At 62.1% G+C, this 15,329-nt stretch carries 15 protein-coding genes; 2 read left to right on the top strand and 13 right to left on the bottom strand.

Translation table 11 applies throughout. The annotated features are described in order from the left end of the window. From KBA32_RS13145 to KBA32_RS13090, 12 genes are all read right to left on the bottom strand, one after another. On the bottom strand, positions 1-418 hold a 418-nt coding region (locus tag KBA32_RS13145), incomplete at its 3' end, for a uroporphyrinogen decarboxylase family protein (protein ID WP_294359630.1). 17 nt (positions 419-435) lie between these two features. Then, on the bottom strand, positions 436-1,104 hold the full coding sequence (locus KBA32_RS13140; protein ID WP_294359628.1) for a corrinoid protein: 669 nt from the start codon (positions 1,102-1,104) through the stop codon (positions 436-438). A gap of 28 nt (positions 1,105-1,132) precedes the next feature. Continuing rightward, complete coding sequence (locus KBA32_RS13135; RefSeq protein WP_294359627.1) at positions 1,133-2,431, bottom strand: hypothetical protein; 1,299 nt, start codon at positions 2,429-2,431, stop codon at positions 1,133-1,135. Between the two features lie 55 nt (positions 2,432-2,486). Beyond that, the gene (locus tag KBA32_RS13130; protein WP_294359625.1) at positions 2,487-3,509 is read right to left on the bottom strand and encodes a LacI family DNA-binding transcriptional regulator; all 1,023 of its coding nucleotides are present in this window, start codon (positions 3,507-3,509) and stop codon (positions 2,487-2,489) included. 185 nt (positions 3,510-3,694) lie between these two features. Further along, positions 3,695-4,489 (bottom strand): SDR family oxidoreductase, encoded by a 795-nt coding sequence (locus tag KBA32_RS13125; RefSeq protein WP_294359623.1) that lies wholly within the window; start codon positions 4,487-4,489, stop codon positions 3,695-3,697. After that, positions 4,482-5,522, bottom strand: a complete 1,041-nt coding sequence (gene iolG / locus KBA32_RS13120; RefSeq protein ID WP_294359621.1) for an inositol 2-dehydrogenase — start codon at positions 5,520-5,522, stop codon at positions 4,482-4,484. The genes KBA32_RS13125 and iolG overlap by 8 nt, the downstream gene beginning before the upstream one ends. Before the next feature lie 109 nt (positions 5,523-5,631). Continuing rightward, positions 5,632-6,699 carry a uroporphyrinogen decarboxylase family protein gene (locus KBA32_RS13115; protein WP_294359619.1) on the bottom strand — a complete coding sequence of 356 codons (1,068 nt, stop codon included), beginning with the start codon at positions 6,697-6,699 and terminating at the stop codon, positions 5,632-5,634. Between the two features lie 24 nt (positions 6,700-6,723). Then, the gene (locus KBA32_RS13110; protein ID WP_294359617.1) at positions 6,724-7,527 is read right to left on the bottom strand and encodes a DUF1638 domain-containing protein; all 804 of its coding nucleotides are present in this window, start codon (positions 7,525-7,527) and stop codon (positions 6,724-6,726) included. Further along, positions 7,520-9,073, bottom strand: a complete 1,554-nt coding sequence (locus tag KBA32_RS13105) for an ASKHA domain-containing protein (RefSeq protein ID WP_294359615.1) — start codon at positions 9,071-9,073, stop codon at positions 7,520-7,522. Before KBA32_RS13105 ends, KBA32_RS13110 begins: the two co-directional genes overlap by 8 nt. Before the next feature lie 22 nt (positions 9,074-9,095). Beyond that, a complete protein-coding gene (locus tag KBA32_RS13100) occupies positions 9,096-9,746 on the bottom strand; it encodes a B12-binding domain-containing protein (RefSeq protein ID WP_294359614.1) in 651 nt (216 codons plus the stop codon). A 42-nt stretch (positions 9,747-9,788) separates the two neighbouring features. Continuing rightward, entirely contained in the window at positions 9,789-11,039 is a 1,251-nt protein-coding gene (locus KBA32_RS13095; RefSeq protein WP_294359612.1) for a uroporphyrinogen decarboxylase family protein, read from the bottom strand. 174 nt (positions 11,040-11,213) lie between these two features. Further along, positions 11,214-12,149 (bottom strand): sugar ABC transporter substrate-binding protein, encoded by a 936-nt coding sequence (locus KBA32_RS13090; protein WP_294359609.1) that lies wholly within the window; start codon positions 12,147-12,149, stop codon positions 11,214-11,216. Positions 12,150-12,494: 345 nt separating this feature from the next. Here KBA32_RS13090 and KBA32_RS13085 point away from each other — a divergent pair, with 345 nt between their 5' ends. Next, complete coding sequence (locus tag KBA32_RS13085; protein WP_294359607.1) at positions 12,495-13,520, top strand: LacI family DNA-binding transcriptional regulator; 1,026 nt, start codon at positions 12,495-12,497, stop codon at positions 13,518-13,520. Positions 13,521-13,556: 36 nt separating this feature from the next. On the opposite strand, the gene KBA32_RS13080 is transcribed toward KBA32_RS13085, so the two are convergent. Then, entirely contained in the window at positions 13,557-14,570 is a 1,014-nt protein-coding gene (locus KBA32_RS13080) for a LacI family DNA-binding transcriptional regulator (protein WP_294359605.1), read from the bottom strand. Between the two features lie 113 nt (positions 14,571-14,683). On the opposite strand from KBA32_RS13080, the gene KBA32_RS13075 reads away from it, so the two are divergent. After that, positions 14,684-15,329: TIM barrel protein (locus tag KBA32_RS13075; protein ID WP_294359604.1), on the top strand; the 646-nt coding region annotated here is incomplete at its 3' end.

The following is a 15,329-nucleotide window of genomic DNA, read 5'->3' as shown; positions in this document are numbered from 1 at the left end:
ACGGTCCGATGCAGCCGGCAAAGACGGGACGATCAGTCACTTCGGCCGCAGCCATCCGCGCCGCTTCCAGGTAGAGCGGGATGCGGCCGGTGTCCAACGACGGGATCGCCAGCGCCTCGACTTCGGAGCAATCCTGCAGCACGGCGCCGATGACGACCGGCACCTCGTCGTCGGAGAGCTTGATCCTCGCGCCGAAGGCTTCGGCCTCGACCGACAGGTCCATCATCATCGGACTGGCGGCGAAGTCGTAGCGCCGTGCCAGCGCGACGATGGCGTCGGCCTGCGCGCGGCTGTCGGTCGCGCCGTCGCGTATCGTTTTGCCGGTAAGTTCGAAGCCGAGGCTGGTCAGGATAGGCAGCGCCAAACGCTTGCGCGAGGCGAGCGCGGCCTGCTTCCATTCGTTCATGTTGATCTTCATGTGCGCCTCCTTAGGGCTTACGCCATGACGCGGTTGAGATAATCGACCGCGCCCTGTGGATCGGCCGAATAGCAGTCGGCGCCGATCTCGTGCGCGAAGTGCTCGGTCACCGGCGCGCCGCCGACCATGATGCGCGTCGCCGGATTCTTCGCTTTCATCGCCTTGACCGTCTCCGCCATGTTGGTCATCGTCGTCGTCAGCAGCGCGCTCAGGCCGACCACCGCCTCGGGCTTTTCCGCCGCCGCGTCGAGGAACTTCTCGGTCGGCACGTCGATGCCGAGATCGATGACTTCGTAGCCGCCGCCCTCGGCGACCATTGCAACGAGGTTCTTGCCGATGTCGTGCATGTCGCCGGCGACGGTGCCGATGATGAAAGTCCCGCGGCGCTTGACCTCGCCTGACTGGAAGTACGGCCGGATATGCGCCATACCCGTCTTCATCGCCTTGGCCGCCATCAGCACGTCGGGGACGAAGACCTCATCCCGGCGAAAACGTGCGCCGATCGCCTTCATGCCCTCGATCAAGCCTTGTTCGAGCAAATCCTGGGCGCTGACGCCCTCGGCCAACGCAGCCTTGGTCAGTTCATCGACGCCCCCCTGCCCCTTGAGATCGGGCGGATACGGCGACTTGACGTTCACTTTTCCGCGTTCGACGCAGACGGCGATTTGTTTCAGCAGTTCGTTCATGGCGATGCTCTCCGTAAGGGTGGTTTGTTCAAAGGGCGGCAATTTCTTCGCGTGCGATCTCGACCCAGCGGGTGAGGTTGCGCGGGTTCTTTCCGAGCGTGTGGTTGTCCTTCATGATCAGTTCGAGGCAGCAACCTTTTGCCGCCTGCAACTGCTCGCGCAACGCCTTGCGCACGTGGTCTTCATCGAGGTTCGCCATCGACAGCGGCGTCGGCGACACCTTGAGCGAGTAGACGTAGTCGTGCCCGAGCTTCTCGGCCATGATCGGCTTGTTGGCCCACGGCGAAACCGACACGCGGCGCAGGTTCTTCACCGTCTTCACGAGATCGATGCGGTTGTCCATCGGCTCGCAGCAGCCATAACAAGTGAGGCCGAAGCGCTCCATCACGCGTTTCTGATAGGGGAAGATGAATTCGGCGAACATGTCCGGCGAAATGCCGACGGTCACCTGACTCTCGGCCAAGCCCCACAAATGCCTCGTGCTGACCAGGCCCGAGAAACCGGCACCGGGCAGCTCGTCGGTAAAACCGATGCCGCCCGAACCGACGTAGTGGCTGCGGTTGTTGAGCGTCAAGAGACCGTTGGCTTCGAGATAATCGAGGCGTTCAAGCTGTCCCTGACAGAGGATTTCCATCAGGGCATGGATGCCGTCCGGCTCCTCGTAGAAGTCGTACAGCAGCTTTTCCAGGCCGCGCAGGAAGGCGAACTCGTCGGTCAGGCCGACCGACCAATACCAGGCCGTGTCCTGCGTCACTTCAAGTAAGTCACCGAGCGTATCCTGCGCCAGCGCGAGCACGCGCGCGCTGGTCGCGAAATCGACGATGTACTCCGCCTTGACCAGATCCTTGAGCTGCGCGTAGTCGTCGAGCACCGGGTCGATGTGGTAGGCGCCGCCCGTCAGGTCCGTGCTGTGCATCGTGACGACCTTGTCGCTGCCGGCCACACGCCAGGGCGTGGACTGGAAGACGTAGGGCATGAACAGCTTGGCTTCGACGACGTAGTCATCGTCCATCTGGTTACCCCAGAACAGTTGCTTGCGCAGGAAGCACTCCCAGTGCCGGGCGACGCTGTTCGTGCATTCGATCTGGTCGTCAGTGATGATCTCGTTCCAGCCGTTCTCCGGATCGCAGAGGATCAACGGCCGCGTCTTGCCGAGCGCGTTGTGCGCGAACCACAGCTTGCGCCGCTCTTCCATCACCGGACGCGCTGCGATTGCGGCGATCTCGCCGGCCAGCCGGCGCAGCACCTCGCGATCCTTCTGGGAAAACGTCAGATCGCTGTAGTCGGCGGTGTTGAAGTCGACCCGGAAATTGTCATGCTTGAACATATCGAACCCCCCTTGTCTAAAGAACGTGCCCGGGCACGTAAATGCGTAAAAAAATTCAGATGTTCTCGGCCGTCAAAATCTCGATGCGCGTCCGGATGTGCTCCGACTCCGGCTGCGTGCCGTTGAACAGTGCATCGAACAGGATCTTCACGGGCTGATATCCCTGCATGAACGGGTCCTGCGTGATCGTGAAATTGACGATGCGTTTCCTGAGCAATTCGAGCGTTTCGGGTATCCGGTCGTAACAGACGAACTTGATGTCCGTCCGCCCGCGTTCGGCGAGCGCCCGCCCGACACCCGCCGTCCCCAAGCCGGTGAGAAAGATCGCATCGGGCGCCGGATGGCTCTCAAGGTAAGCGATGACCTCGCGGTAACTCATCGCGTTGTCTGCGATATCGGTGATCGTCTGCGCGATGTGAACGGTCGGATGGAATTCGTCGAGCACGGCGCGGAAGCCCGCCATCCGCTCCACGTGCGCCTTGAAACGGCAGAAACCCGACAGCACGAGTACCTGCCCGCCACCGGGAAGCAGTTGGCCGACGAGTTCGCCAGCAACACGCCCGCTACGATGGAGATCCTGGCCAACGAAACACAGCCGGTTGACGGCCGGAAGGTCCGAGTTGCTCGTCACAATGCGCAGGCCGTTCGCGGCAAGACGGTTGAGTTCGTCGCTCACTGCCGGATCATCGAGCGGGGAAAGTACCAGCCCGGCCAGCGACGACTGCGCCATCGCGCGGATGCACGCCAGCTGGTCGGCGACCGTGATGTGCTCCATCGTCCGGCAAACCACCTCGACACCGAAGCCGGCCAGTTCGTCGGCCGCGCGCGCGATCCCGGCCTGAACATCGAGGTAAAACGGATCGTGCGCCGTCGGCAGCAGGAACCCGATGCGCAACGGCTTCTTCTGGAAAGCCAACGACTTGCCGGCGGCATTGGGTTTGTACCCGAGTTCGTTCGCCAGCTGCAGGATCTGTTCGCGCACCTCCACACTGACCCCCGGCCGGTTGTTCAGCACCTTGTCCACGGTTCCCCGCGACACTTTGGCAGCTTCAGCGATCTGGCGAATGGTGACTGACATGCTTGTAATTCCTTGAACGTGCCCGGGCTCGTTAACCGGCACGTTAGACCTCGATAACCGGGTTGTCAAGATGGTTTTAGAGCAAGGTCGGTACTGATCGAAAGCATGACAAAACAAACCCCGGATCGGTCTAGCATCCGGGGTCTGGTAATGTGACGGCACTTCAAGAACCGTTCACTCGGCGATCACTCTGGATAGGCCCCCGGTACATTCTGGTCGTAGTCGATCAGCGCGCCTGTCATCACGCCGGCGTCGGGACTCAGCAGATAGCTGGCGAGACCGGCGAGTTGATGCGGCTTGCAAAGCTGCCCCATCGGTTGCCCGGCTTCCGCGCGCTCCAGCCAGCCGTCAGTAGCGCCGTGGTATTTCCTCTGCGTACCGTCTTCGCCCGGCGTGTCCATCCAGCCCGGAAGGATCGCGTTGCAACGTACCCGGTTGTTCCGGTAGGCGTTGGCGACGTTCTTCGTGAGCGTGGCCAGCGCGCCCTTCGAGGACGAGTACGGCGAAAGGTATGACTGACCGCAATGCGCGCACTGCGAGAGGATGTTCACGATCGCACCGCCGCCGCCCCGGTCGAGTCGATGCTTGACGAAGCCCTGCATCAGGAAGAACGGCCCGCGCACGTTGGTGTTGAACATCTGATCCCAAAGCTCGACCGAGGTATCAAGCAGCGTCCCGCGCGCGCCGAGCGCGGCGGCGTTGACCAACGCATTCACGTTGCCGAGCTCGGCAACGGCCGCGTCGACCATGCCGAGGCAGGCGTCAACGTCCTGAAGATCGAGTGCGACGAAACGGGCGACAGCGCCGAGTTCCTTCAACTCGGCAACCGCTCGCTCGCCCTTGGCGACGTCGCGCCCGGCGAGGTAGAGACGGGTACAGCCTTCCTGTGCCAGCTGGCGGGCAATTGCGTAGCCGACGCCTTGCGCGCCGCCGGTGACGATGGCAGCGGTTTCAGTGTGGCGGTTCAGACAGTCAGCCATTGAGCACCTCCTTGGCGAATTGTTCGAGGTTGATCGTTCTTCCCTCCTTGAGCGAACGCGTCGCCGCTTCGGCGAGGAAGGCGGCCATCAGGCCATCGAGCGCGTTGATCGGCATCTCGCGGCCGTTGGCGGCGCAGTCGAGGAAGAGGCCGATCTCGGCCGAGTAACTGTCACCGTAGCGTTCCATGAAGAACTCGCGGATCGGTGCCGGCGTTCCCGCAGCACCGGACACAAAGGTTGTGAAGCCCGATTGCCGCGGGTTGTCCGAGACGACCATGCCGAGTGCACCGAACGCCTCGATGCGCTGGTCGAAACCGAAGGCGCAGCGCCGCGAGTTGAGGATCGTCGCGATCGTTCCGTCAGCGGTGAGCAGCGTGACGCTTGCCGTGTCGATGTCGCCGAGGCGACCGATCTCCGGATCGACGATCGAGCTGCCGTGCGCCGTCAGGCTCACCGGGTCCTGCCCGAGAATCGAACGCGCCATATCAAAGTCGTGAATCATCATGTCGCGGAACAGTCCGCCGGAGCGCGGGATGTATTCGAGCGGCGGTGGATACGGGTCGCGGCTGGTGATCGTCAGCTGTTCCAGTCGCCCGATGCGGCCGGCCTTGACCGCCTCACGCACGCTGGCGTGACCGCGGTCGTAGCGGCGATTGAAGCCAAGGAAGACGCGCCGGGCGGCCTCCTCGCCAATTAGTTCGATGCAACGCCGCGCTTCGGCGAGGCTGGGCGCCAAGGGCTTCTCGCACAGTACCGGTTTCCCCGTCTTGACTGCCTCGACGATCAGTTCGACGTGCGTGTCCGAGGACGTGGCGATCACGATCGCGTCGACATCGGCTGCTTGCATGGCCTCTATAGCAGTCTTCGCAGTCTTCGCAGTCTTCGCAGTCTTCGCGCCGGTGCGTGCCGCGAGCGCCTCGGCAACGCTGGCGACCGGATCATAGATGGCGGCCACCCGTGCGCCGGCGGCGGCAATCGCCGCTGCATGCACCTGTGCCATCCGTCCGGCCCCAAGTAGAGCAATTCCTTTCATGTCATCTCTCCTCGAGAATGAATCGATAGAAAACCGTGGCCGACAGCGCGGCGTCCGGCAATAAACGGCAGCGGCTCGACCGCTTGGTGAGCCACGGCCAGAAATCCGCCTAGCGGCTGGCGCAGCCGCAGTGACACATGGCCTTCACCTTGGCCATGATCTTCTGCTCGTAACCGGGCATTGCCAGCACGTCGCACTCGGACCCAACGATGAAGGGGTGCCCGCTCGGCATAAGCCGACGTTCGATCTCCTGCACCAGCTCAGCGACGCCATCAAGCGGGACGTCTTCGTCCGAGTAGAACTTCTTGGTCGGCAGGTTCCCGAAGAGCACGATGTCCTTATCGACGTAAGGTTCGGCGTCCCACAATTTGACCGGGCTGCCGAAGCTGATCAGGCGCGGCCGAAGCTGGTTGAAGCTGGATATCATTTCTGGGATCAGCTCACCACAATCGTGGAACAGCAGGTCGGTACCGGTTTCGTCGAACAGCTGCTTCAAGCGTAGATTCGGCTGGATGACGAAATCGTCGAAGACTGACGTGCCTTCTCGCAGCTGGTTGGGCGAGAAATAGACGAGGTTGGCCGCCGGTTCGCACAGGAAGATCGCGCGCGCACCGGCCTTGATCTGGGCGAGGCAGGTTTCCCGGATTACCGACTCGGCCAGTTCGAGGAGCGTCGTAATCAGCGCCACGTCGTCATCGTCCTCCGCCGTCATGCCGGTACCGGCCATGTAGATCGCCGAGATCGGGTCGTGCACGAGCTTGGTCAGCAGCGAGAATGGGCCGATGCTCATGCCGACCGGTAGCACCTCGCCGCCCTCGCGGATGCGTGCAAGCGCATCGCAGTTGGCGCGAATGCGCGGAAACTGGAGGACGTCGACAGGCGCCTTGGCGTGTGCAATGGTCGCCGCGCCGGGCATTTCCTCGAAGTGGTAGCCCTCGATTTCCTCTTCCGCAATGCCGATCTTGCGTAGCAGTACGTCCTTCTCGAGCGTGAGATCCATCACCGGCAGCGCCATCGGGTTGCCAAAGCGGCGCGCCGTTTCCAGCATCACCTCGGCGAGCCGCGGGCCGTCGATGAGAATGGCCTCGGGATCGGGCTTCTCGTGCAAGACCAGGTGAGTGGCGATCGGCATCTTCTTGCCCGTCTGCGCCAGCTTGATGTAGTAGTTCGCTTCCATTTCGTCTCCCGGGTGGTTGGATTGTCAGGTGTTCTTCGTGGCGTCTGCGGATATGCGTTCGGCACAGATGAGTCGTTGGTCGTTGGCGATGCCCACGGCTTCGCCCGGCAGGAGCACCAAAAACTCGTCGTCCGGCCAGCAGCCGTGCAGCGCACCTTCGAGCAGCCGGCGGTCACCCGCGATTTCCTCGAATTCCCAGTCGCGCTCCTGCGCCTGCTCTTGGCAAATCGCGCGATAAGCATCCTGATTGCCGACGCCGGTATTGATGAACCCCAGGCGCCGGTAGTGCTTGAGCCAGTCGCCAATCAAGTCCATCAGGAACTCGGCGTTGTCTTCGCCGTACTGCTCGACGAGCTTCGTGTAGTCATGTGTGATGCCCATACGTGCGGTGACGCTCGCCGGGTTGGCGTCCGGATCGCTGTCGCGTTCGATCCAGCCGGGCGAGCGGTAGAAGGTCGCTGGGTTGCTGTTGAAATGCTGCTCGTAGCGCGTGCGCGAGCCGAGCAGCAGCGTGATGCAATCGTGCGCGCGCGGAACGACGAGCGGCACCGGTGCGGTCAGGCCGCGAATGCCGTTGTTGCACAGGCCGTAGAGAAGGACGATGGCGTCCGGCCGAGTCTCGACAGGGACTTCCCGCGTCTTGCTGTCGATGATTTCCTGCAGGCGTGACGACATCAGACTTTCGCCGATGTCGTGCAGGCTCTTGGTCACGAAGACCGTGTCGATGATGTACGGGCTGTCTGCCGCGATGGCCCACGCCTCACGACAGAAGACTTCGCAAGCGATGACGAGCAGCCGCTGCGGTTTGTGTGCGGTTTTTTCAAGCATCGCCGTCGTTCTCCGGAAAGAGCATGTTGGCCGCGAAAACATCGCCGAATCCCGGATCGGCGGCGAGATCGACGACCTCGACGCGTTGGCGGATGTGGTCGACCGCGTCGAAGAGCGCCGGATCGACGCCGAGCGAAACGGTACCGTTCAGCGCCGTGTTGCCGGCGACCTCAATGCGGTCGGTGAACGCGGCGGGCAGTAGGCCGACAGTCAGCGCCGAATCCGGTGCCAGGGTGGAACCAAATCCGCCGGCGAGGTAGATCGTTTCGACCTCGTCAAAGGCGACACCGGCACGCTTGCAAAGTAGTTCGATGCCCGCTGCAATGGCGCCCTTGGCCAGCTGAAACTGGCGGACGTCACCCTGGGTGAGATAAGGGAGACCTTCGCCGAATGAAAAGCGTGCTTCTTTGGTGTCGAAAGCGCCACCTTCGTCGATGATTTCCAGCTGACGCAGGCAGGCGATCAGATCGAGCAGGCCGGAACCGCAAATGCTTGCCGGCCGAGCGTTTTCGCTATCGAGCGAGGAGAAACGAATGGCACCGTCGCCCCCCGCTTCATCCTCGACCCAGACGTGGTCGATCGCCCCAGCGATGGCTGTCGAACCGCAAGCGATGTTTTCACCTTCGAACGCCGGCCCGGCAGCCGTCGCGGTGACCAGAATGCGCCCGGGCAGGACGAGCGCCATCTCGCCGTTGGTGCCGATGTCGATCAGGAAGCGCGGTGCGCTGACCTCACCGTCGAGCCCACAGGCAAACAGTCCGGCGGTGATGTCCGACCCAACAAACGCCGATAGGCTGGCGCAAAGACGGGCTGGAATTTGGCGTTTCCCGAGGCGGGTAATGCGACTATCGAGAAAGACCGGCCTGAACGGCATCCTCGCAAGCCCCGAGACATCCTCGCCTTCGAGCAGATGCAACATCGCCGTGTTACCGCAAACGAAGACGGGCGGCGCGTCCGCAAGTCCGTGATCAGCGCAGAGCACCAGGATCATCCGTTCGAGCTGCGCCTGGATGAGCGACTGCATCGATTGCGCCGAGGCACGTTCGCTGATGGCGTGCTCGATACGTGCGATCACATCGGCGCCCCACGAGCGCTGAAGATTCGCTTCCGCGACACGCCCCACCGGTTCGCCGCGAGTGCGGTCGACCAGAATGGCTGCGACGGTCGTCGTGCCGATGTCGATGGCGATGACGAACTGCCCGTCGGTTCGCTGCGCGGCATTCGACCACTTCCGCGCACGCACGGGGAAATCGGGAATTTCCAGGCGGCCGTCCGGCAATTTCAGCGAGATGTCGCCGCTCGTCACCAGACGGGCGCGACATGCCAGCCGCCAACCATCGGCCAAACGCGTCTGACCGACCAGCGCGCCCTCCTCGCTGGAGGGTGGTTCGACAATTGGCGACTGCGTCGAATCGTCTGAAACCTGCACCATGCATCGGATGCAGCGTGTACGCCCGCCGCAGGGGGCGTCGATCGCGTGGTGATCGCCGCGCAGGGCTTCCAGAATCGTCTGCCCCGCGTGGGCGCGCACCGTGCAGGTTTTCATGCGGCTGGTTGCTGCGTGTGTTTCAGGCGGCCTTGCGGCTGACCAGTTCAAGCGCGGCTTCAGCGGCGGTGGCCGCGTCCGGCGTGTAGCTGTCGGCGCCGATGGCATTGCAGAAGCTCTGCGTAATCGGCGCGCCACCGATCATGATCTTGTAGCGCTCGCGCACGCCGGCCTTCTGGAATTCCTCAACGACGCACTTCATTTCGTTCATCGTCGTCGTCAGGAGCGCCGACAGGCAGACGATGTCGAACTTGCCTTCCTCGGCCGTCTTCAGGAACTTGTCGGCCGGCACATCGACGCCGAGATCGACGACTTCAAAGCCCTTACCCTCGATCATCATCTTGACGAGGTTCTTGCCGATGTCGTGCATGTCGCCCTTGACCGTACCGATCAGCACCTTGCCCTTGTTCTCGCGGGTGCTGTTCACCAGCAGCGGCTTCAACATCGCTGTGCCGGTATTCATCGCACGGCCGGCGACGAGCACTTCGGGGACGAAGACTTCGTCGCGCTTGAACTTGCCGCCGATGATGTTCATGCCAGCCATCAGCCCGTCGTTAAGGATGGTTTCCGCGGCAACGCCTTCGTCGATGGCCTGCTGGACCAGCACCTTGATGTCCTTGGCCTTCCCTTTCTGTACGGCGACAGAGATGAGTTCCAGTAATCCGTCAGTCATGATTTCCTCACAGGTCTTGATTGGTTGATTCGGTCCGGTGCATCACGCCCCGTTGAATTCCTTCACCGCCGCGAACATGGCGACGAGGTTCTCGATCGGCGTCAGCGCCTGGATGTTGTGGATGGTGTTAAAGACGAACCCGCCGTCCTTCGACAGGGCCTCGCAGACCTTGAACACCTCGGCGCGCACCTCGGCCGGCGTGCCGTAGGGCAGCGTCTTCTGCGTATCAATGCCGCCGCCCCAGAAAACGATGTTCTTGCCGAAGTCGGCCTTCAGCTTATCGACGGCCATGTTGTTCGCCGTCCATTGCACCGGGTTGATGATGTCGAAACCGGCATCAATCATTTCCGGGATCAGCGGCATGATCGAGCCGCAGCTGTGCTTGAAGGTCTTCCAGCTCGTGTGCTGGTGGATCCAGCCGTTGATGCGCTTGTAGTGCGGTGCGTAGAGTTCGCGGAAGGTCTCGGCTGAGCAGAAAGGACTGTTCTGTGTGCCGAAGTCGTTGCCGCAGATGTAGGCGACCTGGATCGCGTCACCGACGCGGGCGTGGATTTTCTCGAGGTTGCGCAGCGCGACGTCAACCTGCTTGGTAAACACCTCGTGCAGGTAGTCCTGCCGGGTGATCGTCGACATGTACCACTCCTCGATGTCGCGAATCCCGCGCGGTTTCTTCAGCATCGGTGCGGTGACGAGCGAGATGTCGCCGATCGCCGTGCCGCCGAGGTTGCCGGTGATGCAGTACGGCGAATCCTTCAGTTCGGCGGCGAGGCGTGCGAGACGGTCCAGCTCGGCATCGGTAATGTCGGTGAATTCCTCGGCATTATCTTTGGCGTCGAGATTGTCCTCGTCGAACGGTTCTTGGCGGATGATCGTGTCGAAGAAGTAGCTCGACTTCGGCATCTCGGCCGACGGCGGGTAGCTCATGTCGCCTTCCGCGTAGACGAAGATCTTCTCGTCGTTCTCGGTGGTAACGAATTTCTCGGCGACCAGCACCTCCTGGCCCCACGGCGACATCCACTTCTTGAAGTTCTCGTTCTTGAAGCCAAACATCGTGCCCGATGCCCACAGCTGCTTGGTGTCGATGCCCAGCACTTCGCGCAGGTCGTCGTCGACGACGCCGAGCATCTGGTACGGGCAGAGCACGACGGGCGTCTTCTTCTCAAGTCCGTAGTGCTTGCGCAAGCCTTCGAGTACCGAAACGTGGATACCGGTTGTCGGCATCGCGCCAAGATCAAGCGGAACCGGGCCTGCTTGATGGTTGAGCGCCAAGGCCATCTTTTCTTTTGAGTTCATGATTTCTCCCAATTGCTGACAGCTTGTTTCTGCCCGAAGCTCCAGCCCGAAATCCCGGCGCGCCCTGCCCAGCGAGGCGGGAAAAGACGGCCTCCATCGTTGTCGAGGTATCAGCATCAATGGAGGCCCAAACGCACGGAGTTGGGGCGATCGGGGGTTACCCGAGTAAAGCGATTACTTCGGTGCCGCGTACTTGTCCATGTTTTCGGGTGTCACCAGCTCGAACGGGACATTCACGAAGCGCTCGACCTTTTCCTTCTTGATCAGCTTGATCGCCGCATCGATTGCGCCCAGACCCTGCGCCTTCGCGTTCTGGAAGACGGTGACCTTGAGATCGCCGGCCTTCATGGCCGCCAGCGCGTCGCTGGTTGCGTCGATACCGGCAACGACGGTTGTCGGCTTCATCGTTTTGGTCGACTTCAGCGCGTTGATCGCGCCGAGCGCCATCTCGTCATTGTTGGCGATGATCGCGTCGAACTTCATGCTGCCGGAGATCCAGTTCAGCATCAGGTCCTGGGCGGTGACGCGGCTCCACTTTCCTTCGCGCTTGTCGAGGATGGTCATGCCGCTGCACTCCGGCGTCTTGAACACTTCCTCGACGGCCTTGGTGCGCGTGCGGGCCGCTTCGTGCGCCAGATCGCCCATCAGCACGAGAACGTTGCCCTTGCCGCCGAGTAGTTTGCAGACCTGTGTCGCCTCCAGCGTGCCGCCGACCATCTCGTCGGAAGCGACGACCGTGGCCGACGCCGGGAGCTTCTCGAAGTCTGATGGCTTCAGGTTGACGTAGATGAGCGGAATGCCGGCCGCCGCAACGAGCTGCGTGATCTTCGGGGTCGCGTCGGTATCGACCGCCTGGATGATGATGGCGTCAAACTTGCCGGCGATGAAGTTTTGCACCTGACCGATCTGCGTGCCGACGTCCGATTTTGCATCTTCGAAGGCGACTACGACGCCGTCCTTCTTCGCCGCGTCGGCGATGCCGTCGCGCAACAAGGTGCGGAAGGTGTCGTTGTAGTCGACCATGGTGACGCCGATTTTTGTCTCCGCGTGCGCTGCAACCGCGGTCAACATGAAGCTTCCCAACAGAACGGACAGAACAGTCGTTTTCATTTGATCCCCTTGTATAAGTTTGGTGGTGAATCGACGAATCCTCGGCTCTTCGGCGGCAAGCTGTCTTTCGCTTTCCAGGCTTCCTTTCGGCTGATTCTTCCCGGTCGAAAAGCTGAGCCCAGACTAGGGGTGCCGGCACCCGACGGCAAGAAAAAGTGCGGTCGACATCTGCATAAAGTTGCACTTCACCTCACCCGGATTGAGCGCATTGCTGATACGATCAGAAACACTTTCAAAACAGCACAGTAAGGCTTAATAGGCTGTCTCATTCCGTATCAGAAAGCGTACCACCGTGATACGAATTGATATTCAAGAACGGGAAAACTGAGATCAATTGGAGCAGGCATGAAGCGGGCAACGATCAAGGATCTGGCAGCGGCGGCAAGCGTTTCGGTGGCGACGGTCAACCGGGTCATCGGCCGCTCGGGGCCGGTGAGTGACGGCACGGTGCAGCGCGTGCTCGCGGCGGCACGCGAAGTCGGCTTCTACGGACTGGCCGGCCTCGAATACGGGGCGTCTGGGGCAAAACGCAAGCTGCGCGTCGGCTTCATCATCCAGTCGCCGCACCGGCTCTTTGCCACGACGTTGGCACGAGCGATCGAGAACTGTGTCGCGGCAGGTGAGATCAGCGACGTCCAGCCGGTCGTCGAGCTGATCGACGACCTTTCACCGGAGAGCGTATCGACGCGGATGCTGGCGCTCGGCGCTGAATGCGACGCGCTCGGCGTACTTGCCGCCGAACACCCGATCGTCACGGAAGCCATCGAACAGCTCGCCGCTACTGGCATCCCCGTCATCGCGCTGGTTACCGCCCTGTCGGCGCGTACCAACGTCGGCTATGTCGGGCTCGATAGCTGGAAGGTCGGCCGCACGGCAGCCTGGGCGCTACATCACATGTGCGCACCGGAAAGGAAGATCGGTATGTTCGTCGGCACGCACCGCTACCGCTGTCACGACCTGTACGAGAGCGGCTTCCGCTCGTACTTCCGTGAGCACGCCAACAGCTTCACCCTGCTCGAACCAGTCTCGACCTTTGAGTCGGACGCCATCGCGCGCGAAATAACAGAGGATCTGCTACGCGAGCACCGGGATCTCGGTGGACTCTACGTCTCCGGTGGCGGCGTCGGCGGCGTAATGGCCGCCTTGCGTGCCAGTCGCGGCCGCGAAATCGTCACCGTTGGCCACGACCTGATGGAGACCACTCGCGCCGGTCTGCTCGACGGTTCACTGACACTGGTGATCTCGCACCCGTTCTCAACCGTCGCCCGCGAAACCCTCGCCGCACTGGTGCGCGCGAAAAACGCCGGGCCGGAAGCGGGTACGCAATCGGTCATCATTCCGTTTGAAATCTACAACAGCGAAAATCTGTAGCGAGGCTGCGAAGCCGGCCCTCCAAGCGAGGCGTGGCTAACAGTTCTCCCGAATGTAGATCCGTGCCGGCGTCGTCGTCGGCAGCGCCTCCTCGCCACTGCGCCCGAAGTGTCGGGCCAGGAGTTGCACGGCGGTCATCGCTTCGAGTTCCGGGTTCTGGTCGATGATCGCGTCGATCACGCCTTCCTGCAGCAGCGCCTTGCGTTCGGGCGTCAGCTCGTGCGTGATGAACACGGTCTTGTCGGTACGCGCGAAGTGACGTAGCGCGCCAACGATGCTGCTGTCGCCGGCGGAGAGGTTATAGACGCCGGCCAGATCCGGCGTCTGCTTCAGGATTGTCGACACCAGTTCGCCCGCTTTCTCCGGCTGTTCGCGGGTCTCGAGCACGGTGAGCAAACGGCACTGCGAATGGCGTTCAGCGAGCACGGCGCGAAAACCCATCTCGCGCTCGCCTTGGCCGATGAAGCTCTGCAAGCCGGAGACGACGACGATGTCGCCGCCATGGCTGCCGACAAAGCGCCCCATCAGTTCGCCGGCCGTACGCCCAGCGGCGCGGTTATCGAGACCGACGTAGGCCATGCGGCCGCTCTGCGGCAGGTCCGAAACCATGGTGACGACCGGCAGTTCGGCCGCAATCGCCTGCACGGTCGTCGTGATTAACTGATGGTCGGGCAGGACGACGATCAATGCATCTTGCGAGGCCGCGATCTTGCGCAGCATCTCCGCCGTTTCGCGCGGTGCCTTTACGTCGAAGTAGTAGAGCGTCGTCTGCAGACTCGCGCCGAAGTACAGCGAATTAGCCTTGGCGAATGCTTGGCGCAGCTCCTCGTAGAACGGATTGGCCGGATTCTGCATGACGACGCCGATGCGCAGGAGGCGCGTCGGTCGCCGTTCGAGGTCACGGTCGACCTGCAGCTTGCGCGCCCAGTCGAGCACACGCCCTTCCTTCTCGGGGCTGACGCCGCCGCGCCGGTTGAGCACGCGATCGACGGTCGCCGTGCTGACGCCGGCCGCGGCGGCGATGTCGGCGATGATGGTTTTCTTCTGCATGACTGGCTCCTGCGGGGCGACGGGAATTTGATGTGATCGCATCACAGTTCTGTTTGTTTTGATGCCTTTTCAAGCATATCTTGATTTCGTCAATTCAGTCACTGGAGACACGCATGAATCAGGAAAAACAAACGCCGAGCGCACAGAAATTCCGTGTTGCCGTCAGCCCGTTGTCGTGGACCAACGACGTTCTGGAGCAGCTCGGCGACGACACGCCGCTCGAACAATGCCTGGCCGAAGCCGCCGCGGCCGGTTACGTCGGCGTCGAACTCGGCCGCAAGTTCCCGCGCGAACCCGAAGTGCTCGGCCCGATCCTCGAGCGCCACGGTCTGGCGCTTGCTTCAGGCTGGTATTCCGGATTTCTCGCCGAGCGCGACGTGGCGACCGAGATGCAGGAGGTCACTGCACACGCCAACTTGCTCAAGACACTCGGCGCGAAGGTGATGGTGTACGGCGAATGCGGCGCGATGGTGCCGGAGGCGCCGCTCGACGTCGCCATGTCGACGCGGCGCAAGCTGACGCCGGCGGAAATGCAGGCCTACGCCGCGCGCCTCTCCGACTTCGCTACGCAACTGCTCGCCACCTACGGTTTGCGGCTGGCCTACCACCACCACCTGATGATGGTCGCCGAAACGTTCGACGAAATCTGCACGTTGTTCGACTGCACAACGCCGGCCGTCGGCTTGCTGCTCGACACCGGCCACTGTGCGGCAGCGGGTTTCGATTACCGCGAACTGCTCAAGCGTTACGGCAACCGCA

This window comes from Propionivibrio sp., assembly GCF_017995515.1.
Lineage (GTDB): Bacteria > Pseudomonadota > Gammaproteobacteria > Burkholderiales > Rhodocyclaceae > Propionivibrio.
Note: the sequence above shows the minus strand (reverse complement) of the source record. Positions and strands in the feature narration are given on the sequence as shown.